11 protein-coding genes are annotated in these 13381 nt (G+C 69.7%); 6 read left to right on the top strand and 5 right to left on the bottom strand.

Features of this window, described 5'->3' with window-relative positions:
• Positions 1-235: 235 nt before the first annotated feature.
• From ppx to AC3A57_RS10600, 5 genes are all read right to left on the bottom strand, one after another.
• A complete protein-coding gene (gene ppx / locus AC3A57_RS10620; protein ID WP_487578891.1) occupies positions 236-1765 on the bottom strand; it encodes an exopolyphosphatase in 1530 nt (509 codons plus the stop codon).
• Between the two features lie 16 nt (positions 1766-1781).
• Complete coding sequence (ppk1, locus tag AC3A57_RS10615) at positions 1782-3866, bottom strand: polyphosphate kinase 1 (protein ID WP_487578890.1); 2085 nt, start codon at positions 3864-3866, stop codon at positions 1782-1784.
• An 18-nt stretch (positions 3867-3884) separates the two neighbouring features.
• Positions 3885-5240 (bottom strand): phosphate regulon sensor histidine kinase PhoR, encoded by a 1356-nt coding sequence (gene phoR / locus AC3A57_RS10610; protein ID WP_221671939.1) that lies wholly within the window; start codon positions 5238-5240, stop codon positions 3885-3887.
• Positions 5241-5249: 9 nt separating this feature from the next.
• Positions 5250-5957 (bottom strand): phosphate regulon transcriptional regulator PhoB, encoded by a 708-nt coding sequence (gene phoB / locus AC3A57_RS10605; protein ID WP_221671940.1) that lies wholly within the window; start codon positions 5955-5957, stop codon positions 5250-5252.
• A gap of 294 nt (positions 5958-6251) precedes the next feature.
• Positions 6252-7880 (bottom strand): M48 family metalloprotease, encoded by a 1629-nt coding sequence (locus AC3A57_RS10600; RefSeq protein ID WP_487578889.1) that lies wholly within the window; start codon positions 7878-7880, stop codon positions 6252-6254.
• A 376-nt stretch (positions 7881-8256) separates the two neighbouring features.
• Between AC3A57_RS10600 and grxC the strand changes: the two genes are divergently transcribed.
• From grxC to AC3A57_RS10570, 6 genes are all read left to right on the top strand, one after another.
• Positions 8257-8532, top strand: coding sequence for a glutaredoxin 3 (grxC, locus tag AC3A57_RS10595; protein WP_221671942.1), 276 nt, complete (start codon positions 8257-8259; stop codon positions 8530-8532).
• 253 nt (positions 8533-8785) lie between these two features.
• Positions 8786-9121: a carboxymuconolactone decarboxylase family protein gene (locus AC3A57_RS10590; protein ID WP_261369980.1), complete on the top strand. Its 336-nt coding sequence runs from the start codon at positions 8786-8788 to the stop codon at positions 9119-9121.
• A gap of 392 nt (positions 9122-9513) precedes the next feature.
• Complete coding sequence (locus tag AC3A57_RS10585) at positions 9514-10527, top strand: isocitrate dehydrogenase (RefSeq protein WP_487578888.1); 1014 nt, start codon at positions 9514-9516, stop codon at positions 10525-10527.
• 227 nt (positions 10528-10754) lie between these two features.
• Positions 10755-10988, top strand: a complete 234-nt coding sequence (locus AC3A57_RS10580; protein WP_487578887.1) for a hypothetical protein — start codon at positions 10755-10757, stop codon at positions 10986-10988.
• A gap of 119 nt (positions 10989-11107) precedes the next feature.
• Positions 11108-11344, top strand: a complete 237-nt coding sequence (locus AC3A57_RS10575; RefSeq protein ID WP_487578886.1) for a hypothetical protein — start codon at positions 11108-11110, stop codon at positions 11342-11344.
• Positions 11345-12009: 665 nt separating this feature from the next.
• Positions 12010-13350 (top strand): Na+/H+ antiporter NhaC family protein, encoded by a 1341-nt coding sequence (locus tag AC3A57_RS10570; RefSeq protein WP_487578885.1) that lies wholly within the window; start codon positions 12010-12012, stop codon positions 13348-13350.
• Positions 13351-13381 lie beyond the last annotated feature (31 nt).

The raw sequence follows: 13381 nt of genomic DNA, 5'->3' as shown, positions 1-13381 counted from the left end.
GACTGCACCTCCTGTGCATAGAAATCCTGTTATGGAACGAACGCGGGTGTTCGCGGATGCGTCCGGCTATCGTCTTAGGATAGCGTTGCATTTTCTCACGCGCTGATCCGGCGGCGTGGAAACTCGCGCGATTTCGCCTGCTACGGGCAACAGGCGGATTCGGCAAAATCCGTCGATGTTGTGGATGGCGCCGGCGCCATCGAACATCGCGCGGGAAACAGGACGGGTTAGGCGATTAAGCCGCCAGCAGCTTCAACGCGATCCCCAGCCCGGCCATGTCCTGCGGTTCGCCTTCCAGGTCGGCGCGGATCAGCGGCCGCGACTCCAGCCAGCGCCTGGACACGGTCAGGGTCAGGGTGCCGCCGTCGGCGTGCGCGTCGAGCTGCGGGATCGGATCGGACTCGTGGGCGCGGTGCAGCAGCACCGCCAGGCGCAGCAGGGCCGAGCTGCGCCGGACCGCGGCGAGCAGGCGGTCGGGCAGGGCCTCGAAGGCGGACTTGGGAATGCCGCGGCGGTGGGTGCGCACCAGCGCGGCGAGGAATTGCTGCTGCTGGCGCGAGAAGCCGGAAATGTCCGAATTCTCGATCACGTAGGAGCTGTGCACGTGGTACTGGCTGTGGGCGATGGCCAGGCCGAGCTCGTGCAGGCGCGCGGCGCGCTGCAGCATCAGCCGGTCGTCGGCGTCCAGTCCCCAGCCCTTGGCGACCTGGTCGAACAGGCGCATCAGGGTCGCCTCGACCCGCTTGGATTGCTGTTCGTCGATGCCGTAGCGCTTGACCAGGGCCGCCACCGCCGCGTCGCGCGGATCGTCGGCGCCGCCGCGGCCGAGCATGTCGTACAGCACGCCCTCGCGCATAGCCGCCTTGCTGACCGCCATGCGTTGCAGGCCGAGCACGTTGAACGCGGCCTCCAGGATCAGGATGCCGCCGGCGATGATCGGCCGGCGGTCGGCCGACAGGCCGGGCAGGTCGATGGCCTCGATGCGCTCGGCCTGGAGCAGGCGCTCGCGCAACTGCGGCAGGGCTTCGGCGGTGACCGCGCCCTTGGTCAGCTTCATCGCCGCGCAGATCTCGCCGATCGCCTTGTTGGTGCCGGACGAGCCCAGCGCCTCGTGCCAGCCCAGCGCGCGGTAAGTGCCGGCGAACTGCTGGAACTCGGCCGAGACTTCGTTCAGCGCGTCGCGCCATTTCTTCTTCGACAGCTTGCCGTTTTCGAAGAAGCGGCGGGTGCTGGCGACGCAGCCGACCTGCAGGCTCTCGCGCTCGATCGCCTCGAAGCCGCTGCCGACGATGCATTCGGTGGAGCCGCCGCCGATGTCGATCACCAGCCGGCGTTCGCCGGGCTTGGACGGCTGGGCGTGGGCCACGCCGAGGTAGATCAGGCGCGCCTCTTCGCGGCCGGAAACGACCTCGATGGCGTGGCCCAGGGCCGATTCGGCCGGCATCAGGAAGGCCTGCGGCGCGGCCAGGCGGCGCACGGTATTGGTCGCGATCGCGCGCACCCGCTGCGGCGGCACGTCGCGGATGCGCTGGCCGAAGCGCGACAGGCAGTCCAGCGCGCGCTGGCGCACTTCCGGCGCCAGGCCGCCCTTGCGGTCCAGGCCTTCGGCCAGGCGCACGGTCTCGCGCAGGCGGTCGACGGTGCGCAACTGGCCCAGCACGTAACGCGCGACCACCATGTGGAAGCTGTTCGACCCCAGGTCGACGGCGGCGAGCAGGTCGCCGTCCTGGAGCGGCAGGCGGGTGGTCGGGAACACGTTATTCATGGCGCGGAATTTTCGACTATCCGCACAGTTTGGCCAACAGGGTGGCCTGGGCCGAGTGCGGCATCGCGCCGTCCTCGGGCGTCACCCGCTGGTAGCGCCCGTCGGCGCCGAGCTGCCAGGCGTTGAGGTTGTCGTTCAAGTAATTGGCCAGCGCCTCCTCGTAGACCCGCGCGCGCAGGTCCGAATCCAGGATCGGAAAGCCGGTCTCGACCCGGCGCAGCAGATTGCGCTCCAGCCAGTCGGCGCTGGAGCAGAACAGGTCCGGGGCGCCGTCGTTGGCGAACCAGTAGACCCGGTGGTGTTCGAGGAAGCGGCCGACGATCGAGCGCACCCGGATGTTGTCGGACACGCCTTCCACGCCCGGGCGCAGGGTGCAGGCGCCGCGCACGATCAAGTCGATCTGGACCCCGGCCTGCGAGGCTTGGTACAGGGCGCGGATCACCTGCGGCTCGTTCAAGGCGTTCATCTTGGCCACGATCCGCGCCGGCTTGCCGGCGCGGGCGTGCTTGGTCTCGCGATCGATCCGCTTGAGCACCCCGGCGTGCAGGGTGAACGGCGATTGCAGCAGGCACTTGAGCTTCAGCGACGGCGCCAAGCCGGACAGTTGCTGGAAGATCAGGTGCACGTCGTTGCCGATGTCCGGGTCGGCGGTGATCAGGCCGAAGTCGGTGTAGGCGCGCGCGGTACCGCTGTGGTAGTTGCCGGTGCCCAGGTGCACGTAGCGTTTGAGCTTGCGGCCCTCGCGGCGCACGATCAGCAGCATCTTGGCGTGGGTCTTGTAGCCGACCACGCCGTACACCACCTGCACGCCGGCTTCCTGCAGCCGGTCGGCCAGGCCCAGGTTGGCCTCCTCGTCGAAGCGCGCGCGCAGCTCGACCACCACGGTGACGTCCTTGCCGTTGCGCGCCGCCTGCACCAGCTGCTCGACGATCGGCGAGTCCTTGCCGGCGCGGTACAGGGTCTGCTTGATCGCCAGCACGTTCGGGTCTTCGGCGGCCTGGCGGATCAGCTCCAGCACCGGCGCGAACGAATCGAAGGGATGGTGCAGCAGCAGGTCGCCGTCGGCGACGGTGTCGAAGAGGGTATCGATGCCCGCCGGCACGCGCTGCTGGTACGGCGGGAATTTCAGCTCCGGGCGCTGCACCAGGTCGTAGACCTGGATCACCCGGTTGAGGTTGACCGGGCCGTTGATGCGGTAGACCGCGTTCTCGGGCAGGTCGAAGTTCTCCAGCAGGGTGCGCACGATCGGCTTGGGGCACTGCTCTGCGATCTCCAGCCGCACCGCGCGCAGGTAGCCGCGGCCGATCAGCTCGTCGCGCAGGGCCAGGGCGATGTTGTCGACCTCTTCCTCGTCGACCAGCAGTTCGGAGTTGCGGGTGACCCGGAACTGGTAGGCGCCCTTGACCTCCATGCCCGGGAACAGTTCGTCGACGAAGGTCGACAGTACCGAGGACAAGAACACGAAGTCGTGCTTGCCGCCGGACACGTTCTCCGGCATCTGGATGATCCGCGGCAGCGAACGCGGCGCGCGCACGATGGCCAGGTTGCCGGCGCGGCCGAACGCGTCCTTGCCCTTGAGCACGACGACGATGTTGAGCGATTTGTTGAGGATCTTCGGGAACGGGTGCGCCGGATCCAGCCCCAGCGGCGACAGCACCGGCATGATCTCGTCGCGGAAGTAGGCGCGCAGCCAGCGGGTCTGGCGCGCGTTCCAGGAGTTGCGGCCGAGCACGCGCACGCCGGCGTCCGACAGCGCCGGCCGCAGCACGTCGTTCCAGCATTCGTACTGGGCCTTGACCAGCTCGGCGGCGCGCTCGTGGATGCGCGACAGCACCGTCTGCGGCGCCAGCCCGTCCGGCCCCGGCGCCAGGCCGAGGTCCTGGGCGTGGCGCAGGGTGCCGGCGCGGATCTCGAAGAACTCGTCGAGGTTGGTGCAGGAGATGCACAGGTACTTCAGCCGCTCCAGCAGCGGCACCTGCGGGTCCTGGGCCTGGGCCAGGACCCGGAAGTTGAAGTCCAGCTGCGACAGCTCGCGGTTGAAGTACAGCGCGCTGTCGCGCAGCGGGTCGGTGTCCAGCGGTGTTTCCGTCATCGCGTTCATGGCGCTACAGCGGCGGTCCTAGGGCAGTGCTTCGGGAAGAGTATCGGAATAGCCGTCGTAGGCGTCGCGACGGCGCAGCCGGTCGGCGCCGAAATGGCAGGCGAAGGTGCTGCCGCGGCCGACTTCGCTGGCGATTTCCAGCCGCGCCTGGTGCAGGTTCAGCACGTGCTTGACGATCGACAGGCCCAGGCCGGTGCCGCCGCTTTCGCGCGAGCGGCTGGTGGACACGCGATAGAAGCGCTCGGTGATCCGCGGCAGGTGCGCGGCGGGAATGCCGTAGCCGCTGTCGACCACCTCCAGCACCGCGCCGCGCGCCAGGCCGTCGCTTTCGGGACGGAAGCGGATGCGGATGGTGCCGCCGGCCGGGGTATAGCGGATCGCGTTGCTGACCAGGTTGGAAAAGGCGCTGTGCAGTTCTTTGTTGGAGCCGAACAGGTCGACCCCGGCCAGGTCGTCCATCGCGATCTCGTGCCGGCCCTGGCTCAGGGCGTTGGCCTCGCGCCTCAGCGTGGCCAGCATCGAGGCCATGGCCACGGTTTCCTCGCCGGCCAGCCCGTCCTGCGATTCCAGCCGCGACAGGGTCAGCAAGTCCTCGACCAGTTGGGTCATGCGCTGCGACTGGCGCTGCATTTCGGCCAGCATCGGCGCCCAGTCCGGGTGTTCCTCCGGATCGAGCATGTCCAGGTAGCCGTGGACCACGGTCAGCGGGGTGCGCAGCTCGTGCGAGACGTTGGCGACGAAGTCGCGGCGCATCTGCTCCAGCTGCAGCAGCCGGCTGACGTCGCGCGCGACCAGCAGCCACAGGTTCTCCGAATACGGGATCAGGCGCAGGCTCAGGGTGATCGCCGGATTCCACGGCGAAGCCGCTTCCAGCGGCTCGGCGTTGCGCCCGGAGGCCAGCCAGTGCGCCAGTTGCAGCGGCTGCAGGCGCTGCACCACCGGCGCGCCGATGTCGCGCGGATAGCGCAGCCCGAACAGGCCGTTGGCGGCTTCGTTGAACCACTGGATGCGCTGGCTGTTGCGCTCGACCACCACGATCGCGTCGGGCATCGCCGCCGCCGCGGCGCGGTAGGCGCGCAGCATTTCGATCAGGCGGCGCTTGCGCCCGCGCATCTCGGCCTGGCTGCGGTGGAGCAGGCGGTCCAGTTCGTTCCAGATCCCTTCGCCCAGCGGCGGGGTCAGGCGCTGGCGCGCGGTCAGCCGGATCAGCACCCGGCGCAGGCGCCAGTAATGCCAGGCGACCACGCCCAGGGCGGCGGCGGTGACCACCGGCCAGGGATGGCCGATCAGTACGCCGAGTACGGCCGCAGCGACCAGGATCAGCGCGAGCTGACCCAGGGTGCGGAACCAGGCGGAGCGTGCGCGGGGCGGCATACCCCCAGCTTACGCGGCGAGTGAAGCGGAAAAACGATACCCGGCGCCACGAACGGTCTGGACCATGCCATCCAGGCGGTGCGGCTCCAGGGTCTTGCGCAGTCGGCGGATGTGCACGTCGACGGTGCGTTCCTCGACATAGACGCTGCCGCCCCAGACGTGGTCGAGCAACTGGGTGCGCGAGTAGACCCGCTCGGGGTGGGTCATGAAGAAGTGCAGCAGGCGGTACTCGGTCGGGCCGATCTGCACCGGCTGGTCGCCGCCGTCGGCCTGGGCGAACACCCGGTGCGCGGCGCCGTCGATGCGCAGCGGGCCGACGCCGACGCTGCCGTCCTCGTCGTCCTCGCGCGAACGGCGCAGCACCGCGCGGATCCGCGCCAGCAGTTCGCGCGCCGAGAAGGGCTTGACCACGTAGTCGTCGACCCCGGCCTCGAGTCCGCCGACCCGGTCGTTCTCCTCGCCGCGCGCGGTCAGCATGATGATCGGGATCTCGCGGGTCAGCGATTCCTTGCGCCAGCGCCGGGCCAGCTCCAGGCCGCTGGTGCCGGGCAGCATCCAGTCGAGCAGGATCAGGTCCGGCACCCGGTCGGCGATCGCCGCCTGGGCCTCGCGGGCGTCGCCGGCATGGACCGGCTCGTACTCGCCCTTGCGCAGGGCGAAGGACACCATGTCGCGGATGGCGGGTTCGTCTTCGACTATCAGGATGCGCTTCTGCACACGGTCACCGGGGGAGGCTGGGGAGGGCCTTGAAACCGCGTCAGTACACTACCGTTTTATGACTGCTCCGTGACATGGGACGGGCGGTATTGAGCGGACTGTGATCGCCGGCGTCGCCGCCGCAGCGCGGAGGGAAACCCCTGGAGGGCGGGGCTTGCGCGTATCAGGCGTCAGTTTCGCAGGCGATGCCGGCGCGATCGGCGACGCTCGAGTTTGGCCGCCAGATGACATGGACATGGCAGTCGGCCGCGCGCCGACGCGGCCGTCGGCGGCAGGGCGCTGCAGGGAGGCCGGTTACTGGCGCCGCAGGTCCTCGTCGCGCACGCCCTGGCGGCGCAGTTCCAGCACGGTCGGGGTGATCGCGGCGATGCGCGCCTCGATCCGGGCGCGGGCGTAGTAGTCCAGGTCGGGCTTGCGCTTGAGGTTGTTGAGCTGGACCAGGGCCTGCTCCGGCCGGCCGCGCAGGTAGGCGGCCTCGGCATAGGCCTCGCCGGCGCGGATCGCGTCGCCGGCGATCTCGCAGGCGCGGGCGTAGGTCTGCTGCAGCAAAGGGTCTTCGCCGCCGCCGCCGAGCAGGGGCCGCAGCACCGCCTGGGCGCGTTGGCCGGCGGCCGGCGTATTGCGGTCGGTCAGGACCTTGGCGTAGCCCAGGGCGACGGCGCGGTTGTTCGGGGTCTGCCGCAGCAGGGCCTCGAAGCGGGCGTCGGCGGCCGCGGTCTGGCCGGCCTGGGCCTGCGCCTCGGCCAAGGCCAGGCTCAGCCACATCTGTCCGGGGTGCTTGCGCAGCAGCGTCTCCAGCGCCGCTACCGCGGCGCCGGGCTGATTGCTGCGCATCTGCGCCAGGGCCATGCCGTAGCGCTGGGCGTCGCTCTGGGCGCCCAGGCGTTCGTACTCGCGCACCGCGTCGCGCGGCGAATTGGCGCTGAGCACGCGGATCCGCTCGCGGGCGAAGTCGAACACGCCGGTGCCGCCCGCGGTCAGGGCCTGGTCGCTGATCCGGATGCCGCTGGGCAGCAGCGGGTTGTCGCTGCTGTCGGGCAGGCTGAAGGGCGTCTTGGGTATGCGCTCGACCCGGGTCGCGTCCGGCGTGGCGGTGATCGCGGTGACGCTGTTCTTGGCCGCGATCTGCTCGGCGCGCTCCTTGGCCTCGCTGATCCGGGTGGTGGTGACCGGGTGGGTCATCAGATAGTCCGGCGTCTCGCCGTACCAGTTGGCCTTGTTGCTGCGCGAGACCAACTGCATGCGGGCGAAGAAGTCGGCCATCGCGGTGGTGTCGTAGTGGCTGCGCGACAGGGTCTGGATGCCGATCCGGTCGGCCTCGGACTCGTTGGAGCGGGTGTAGTTGATCTGCCTTTGCTGCATCAGGCCCATGCCGGAGCTGACCGCGGCCATGGTCGCGTCGTCGCTGGAATTGCCGCCGGCGGCCTGGGCGGCGACGATCGCGCCGAGCATCGCCAGCAGGATCGGCAACTGGTCGCGCTGGGCGCGCTCGACCCCGCGCAGCACGTGCTGCTGGGTGACGTGGGCGATTTCGTGCGACAGCACCGCGGCGACTTCGTCCTCGCGCTCGGCGGTCAGGACCAGGCCGGAGTTGACCCCGATGTAGCCGCCGAGGGTGGCGAAGGCGTTGATCTGGCGCTCGCGCAGCATGAAGAAATTGAACGGCTGGCGCGGCTTGTCGCTGTTGGCGGCCAGGCGCGTGCCCAGCATCTCCACCCAACTGTCGACCAGCGGGTCTTCGAGCAGGTAATCGTAATGGCGCAACTGGGCCAGCATCATCGCGCCGTACTGGCGCTGCTTGGCCGGGGTCAGCAGTTCGCCGGCCGAGGAACCGATGTCCGGCAGCTTGGATTCCTGCGCGTCGGCGCAGAGGCTGCCGAGGGCGAGGGTGACGGCGGCGGTGAGCAGGGCGATGCGGCGCAAGCGGTGGTCCTCGGGCCGGCGGGGCCGGTCGGCTGGGTGCGGCGGCGCGGCTGGAGTACGCGCCGCGGATGCATGGCAGGATGCCGCCCGGATCGGCGGACGGCGTGAACACGGTGTTAACTTCGGCGCCTCGTCTCCGGTGCGTTCACCCTGGGATCGGTAGCGTCGGCAAGCCGGCATCCGATCGAAGGCGGCCGCGGCGGTCGCGTGCGGCCGGTATCCTTCTTGCAGACGCCTTGTTCCGGACGCCGGCGTATCGAATGCCGGTGGAGTGCGTTCCGCCGGCGAACTTTAAACTCGCCGGAGCCGCGCCCATGTTTCGAGCGCAAGCCTTCGACCGCAAGCGCACCCCAGAGTTCAGGCAGGAGAAACCGTTTTGAGCGACACCGCCCCCAGCACGCCCGAAATCCTCATCTACACCACCGCGATCTGCCCGTACTGCGTCGCCGCCAAGAACTTCCTCAAGAGCAAAGGCCAGCAGTGGACCGAGGTCCGGATCGACCTGGAGCCGGGCGAGCGCGAGAAGATGGTCGCCCGCACCCAGCGCACCAGCGTGCCGCAGATCTTCATCGGCCAGACCCATGTCGGCGGTTACGACGACATGATCGCTTTGCACCGCGCCGGCGGCCTGGAGCCGCTGCTGGCGGGGTGAGCGGGCGCGCCCAGGCGGCACCGCCGCCTGCGCTCGCGAACGCCCGGCCAGGGATGGCCGGGCCGGACGATCCGGAGCCGGCCAAGTCGCGCCAGGGACGGCATGCGCGGTTCATTCTCCGCGCCCAGCCCCTCTATGCCATAGCTTCTTATCCAAGCTTCTTACTCAAGGATCCCGCGTGAGCCACACCCCCGCCGACGACGCCTCGTCGCAGCAAGACCGAGTCGCCGAATTCACCGCGTTCCGCAAGCGCATGAACGAACGCATCCTGGCCGAACCCAACCAGGTCGTGCGCCGCTTCTTCGCCCTCGACACCCAGACCTACCAGGCCGGCGCGCTGGACGTGAAGACCAAGGAACTGCTGGGCCTGGTCGCCTCGCTGGTGCTGCGCTGCGACGACTGCATCAGCTACCACGTCGCCCAGTGCAAGGAAGCGGGGGTGAACCGCGACGAAATGTTCGAGACCTTCTCGGTCGGCCTGGTGGTCGGTGGCTCGATCGTGATCCCGCACCTGCGCCGCGCGGTCGATTTCCTCGACCAACTGGAACAGGGCGAGGCCCAGGCTCCGGCCGGCCACGACCACGGCTGAGCCCGACCAGGGCGTAGAAGCGGCTGAGCCGCGACCCCGAAGCCCGGTTCCCCGTTTCGCGACGGCGGGGCCGGGCTTTCGTCTTCCTGAATCGCGAGACTGGCGCCGCGCCGCTCGGCTGCCGCCCGCGCCGGTCGTTGCGGTCGCGCGGGCGCGGCTGGCGAGCGGAGGAAATCCCCGTGGGACGCCGCTCCTACCCGAAGGCCGGTCGCCGGGCGCGCTTGGCTTGGCCGAATCGGGCCTCTGGGCGCCGGGAAGGGCCATCCGGCCCGGGGCCAGTACGGCCGCGAATGCAGGGCGGGGCGGGTTCCGGCATAATTGTGCGGTTAACACTTTCGTTTCGTGCGCCGCGCCACAGCGCCGCGCGCCCTACCGCTGGAAGAACCTTTCTCATGACGCAAACGATTACGGTCATCCGTGGCGACGGCATCGGCCCGGAGATCATGGACGCGACCTTGCACGTGCTCGACGCGATGAACGTCGGCCTGTCCTACGAGTTCGCCGACGCCGGCCTGGTTGCGCTGGAAAAGCACGGCGAGCTGCTGCCGCAGGCGACCATGGATTCGATCCGCAAGAACCGCATCGCGCTGAAGAGCCCGCTGACCACCCCGGTCGGCGAGGGCTTCAGCTCGATCAACGTCGAGCTGCGCAAGCGCTTCGACCTGTACGCCAACGTGCGTCCGGCCAAGTCGTTCCCGAACACCAAGTCGCGCTTCCCCTCGGGCGTGGACCTGATCACCGTGCGCGAGAACACCGAAGGCGCGTACATCGGCGAAGGCCAGTCGCTGTCGGAAGACGGCGAGACCGCGATGCTGACCCAGAAGATCACCCGCCGCGGCTCCGAGCGCATCGTCCGCTACGCCTTCGACCTGGCCCGCAAGACCGGCCGCAAGAAGGTCACCGTGGTGCACAAGGCCAACATCCTGAAGTCGACCTCGGGCCTGTTCCTGAAGACCGCGCGCGAAGTGGCGCAGCAGTATCCGGACATCCAGTGCAACGAGATGATCGTCGACAACACCTGCATGCAGCTGGTGATGCGCCCGGAGCAGTTCGACATCATCGTCACCACCAACCTGTTCGGCGACATCATCTCCGACCTGTGCGCCGGCCTGGTCGGCGGCCTGGGCCTGGCCCCGGGCGCCAACATCGGCACCGACGCGGCGATCTTCGAGGCCGTGCACGGCTCGGCGCCGGACATCGCCGGCAAGGGCATCGCCAACCCCTGCGCGCTGCTGCTCGGCGCAGCGCAGATGCTCGATCACCTGGGCCAGCCGGACAAGGCGACCAAGCTGCGCGACGCCATCGTCGCCACCCTGGAAGCCAAGGATTCGCTGACCCCGGACCTGGGCGGCGAAGCCGACACCCTGAGCTTCGCCAAGGCCATCGCCCGCCGCGCCGCGGCCTGAGCGACACCGCCCGCTGCGATCGACGACGGGGCGCCTTCGGGCGCCCCGTTCGTTTTTGCGGCGCGCCGCACGCCTGCGCGCGGCCCGCGGCGCTAGGCTCCAGCGGCGAGATTCCGGCAGGTCGCCGTCGACTGCCCGAAGGGGCCGCGCGCGCATTCAAGCCCGCCACCGCTGGGGAGCGGCGGCGGCCCCGCATCCCGGCGGTCAGGTTCGCATCGAGGAACGACATGAAGATCAGGAAGATGAAGGGCAAGGCCTTGGCGTTGCTGGCGATCGCGCTGATGGCGGCGGCCGGCACCGTCGCCGCGATCCCGCCGCGCAACACCTGCACCGCGGAAAACCAGGGCCAGCGGGTCAAGGAATACGGGGCCAACGGCACCTCGCGCATCTACCAGTGCGAAGACGGGGTGTGGCTGCTGTATGCGATCTGCGATTACCGCGGCTGCGTCATCGTGATCTGAGCGATCGCGGCATGAGACCGGCAGGACGCCGTCGACTGCCGAGCGCGCCGCCTGGCGCGCCACGGGCGCCGCATCGCGACGCGCCTTTCCGGCGGCACCTTGTATGCATTGAGGCATCCATGAAGATCAGGACGATGAAGGGCAAGGCGATCGCATTCGTGGCGATCGTGTTGATGAGCGCCGCCGGTACCGTCGCCGCGATTCCGGCGCCGGGCACCTGCACCGCGGAAAACCAGGGCCAGCGGATCACCGAACGCTCCTCGGACGGCAGCTCGCGGATCTATCTGTGCGACGAAGGCGTGTGGCAGACCTACGCGATCTGCGACCGCTACGGCCGCTGCGTCATCGTGATCTGAGCCATCGGGTCGGCGCTCCAGGCCGTCTGCAACACGGCGGCCCGGTGCCGGCCGGCCAGCGCGATACCGACGGGGCGCCTGCGGGCGCCCCGTTTTCGTTGCCGGGCAAGGGCTGGACCAGCCAGGTCGAGACGAGTTGGAGCGAGACCGGCGAGGGCGGGATAGCCGGGGAGTGCCCCCTTTCCACTAGCGGACAGGCGAGGGCGACACGAGCGCCGCCGCCCGGAGCGGCCCGGCCGGCCGGGAGGCTCGAAGTCGAGCCCGGCCTCGGCCCGAACCCGATCCCCATCCCCGCGCGAATTCGAGCCAGAGTCTGAGTCCGAACCCGAACCCGAACCCGAACCCCGAACCCCGAACCCCAGCCCGAGCCCGAGCCCGAGCCGAGCCCGAGCCCGAGCCCGAGCCGAGCCCGAGCCCGAGCCCGAGCCCCAGTCCCAGTCCCAGTCCCAGTCCCAGTCCCAGTCCCAGTCCGAGCCCGAGCCCCGAGCCCCGAGCCCCGAGCCCCGAGCCCGAGCCCCGAGCCCCGAGTCCCGAGTCCCGAGTCCCGAGTCCCGAGTCCCGCGAGTCCCGCGAGTCCCGAACCCCAGCTTTCCACCCCCGGCACTCGACATTCGTGATGCTGCGCTGCAAAATCGCCCAGTTTTCTATTCCATTCGGATGAAGAGATGAATGATTCGTCCCGCCCCGGCGCGCCCCTCTCGCCGAGCGCGCTGGCGCTGAGCCCGCTGCTGGTGTTCCTGGCCCTGTTCTTCGGCGCCGGGCTGTACTTCACCGCGCACGGCGATGCGATGGGCTTCTATCAGCTGCACGCGCCGGTGGCGATCCTGCCGGCGCTGGCGCTGGCCGCGTTCATCGCCTGGCGGCGCGGGATCAAGCCGCTGGATACCCTGCTGCAGGGCATGGGCGACCACAACGTGGTGCTGATGTGCCTGATCTTCCTGCTCGCCGGCGGCTTCGTCGAAGTGTCCAAGGCGATCGGCGCGGTCGACGCGATCGTCGCGCTCGGAGTCGGCAATGTGCATCCGGCGCTGCTGCTGCCGGCGCTGTTCGTGGTCGCCGGCTTCATCTCGATGTCGCTGGGCACCTCGATGGGCACGATCGCCGCGGTCGCGCCGATCGCCCTGGGCGTGTCCGACGCCTCCGGCCTGGACCGCGCCCTGGTGCTGGGCGCGGTGATCGGCGGCGCCACCTTCGGCGACAACCTGTCGGTGATCTCCGACACCGCGATCGTCGCCAGCCGCACCCAGGGCTGCACCATGCGCGAGAAGTTCCGCGAGAACTTCAAGCTGGCCCTGCCGGCGGCGCTGGCGACCCTGGTGCTGCTCGGTTTCCTCGGCGAGACCGCGCCGGTGGAAACGCCGGATCCGGTCTCGCCGTGGCTGATCCTGCCCTATCTGATCGTGCTCGGCCTGGCCATCGCCGGGATCGACGTGATCATCGTGCTGAGCCTGGGCCTGGTGGTGGCCGGCCTGTTCGGCGTGTTCTTCGCCGAGGACTTCGGTTTCGCCGCCTACACCAGCCATATCTGGGACGGCTTCGAGAGCATGGTCGAAATCACCTTGCTGTCCTTGCTGGTCGGCGGCCTGGGCGCGCTGATGAAGGCGGCCGGCGGGCTGGCCTGGCTGGCCCAGACCATCGGCAAGTTCGCCCGCGGCCACCGCAGCCGCCGCGCCGGCGAGATCAGCATCGCCGCGCTGTCGGCGACCACCGACGTGTTCACCGCCAACAACACGGTGGCGATCCTGATCAGCGGCGGTCTGGCTCGCGACGTCGCCCAGCAGCACGGCGTGCCGCCGGCGCGTGCGGCCAGCGTGCTCGACATCTTCGCCTGCGTGACCCAGGGCGTGCTGCCCTACGGCGCGCAGATCCTGCTCGCCGCGTCGCTGAGCAAGGTCTCGCCGCTGCAACTGGTCGGCAACGTCCACTACAGCTGGCTGCTCGGCGGGATCACCCTGGTGGCGATGCTGTGGCCGGCGCGCAAGCGCGTGGCCGAGGCGGCGGGCTGAGCGCGCTGGCGCGCCAGGCGCGGCGCGCGCG

Source organism: Lysobacter sp. Soil_C_15 (genome assembly GCF_057657315.1).
This window is presented reverse-complemented; position numbering and strand designations above follow the sequence as displayed.

Excerpts from the sequence above, each read along its gene's own strand:
- ppx (WP_487578891.1), bottom strand. The coding sequence starts at position 1,765 with ATGAATAACGTGTTCCCGACCACCCGCCTGCCGCTCCAGGACGGCGAC.
- ppk1 (WP_487578890.1), bottom strand. The coding sequence starts at position 3,866 with ATGAACGCGATGACGGAAACACCGCTGGACACCGACCCGCTGCGCGAC.
- phoR (WP_221671939.1), bottom strand. The coding sequence starts at position 5,240 with ATGCCGCCCCGCGCACGCTCCGCCTGGTTCCGCACCCTGGGTCAGCTC.
- AC3A57_RS10590 (WP_261369980.1), top strand. The coding sequence starts at position 8,786 with ATGAACGAACGCATCCTGGCCGAACCCAACCAGGTCGTGCGCCGCTTC.
- AC3A57_RS10585 (WP_487578888.1), top strand. The coding sequence starts at position 9,514 with ATGACGCAAACGATTACGGTCATCCGTGGCGACGGCATCGGCCCGGAG.
- AC3A57_RS10580 (WP_487578887.1), top strand. The coding sequence starts at position 10,755 with ATGAAGATCAGGAAGATGAAGGGCAAGGCCTTGGCGTTGCTGGCGATC.
- AC3A57_RS10575 (WP_487578886.1), top strand. The coding sequence starts at position 11,108 with ATGAAGATCAGGACGATGAAGGGCAAGGCGATCGCATTCGTGGCGATC.
- AC3A57_RS10570 (WP_487578885.1), top strand. The coding sequence starts at position 12,010 with ATGAATGATTCGTCCCGCCCCGGCGCGCCCCTCTCGCCGAGCGCGCTG.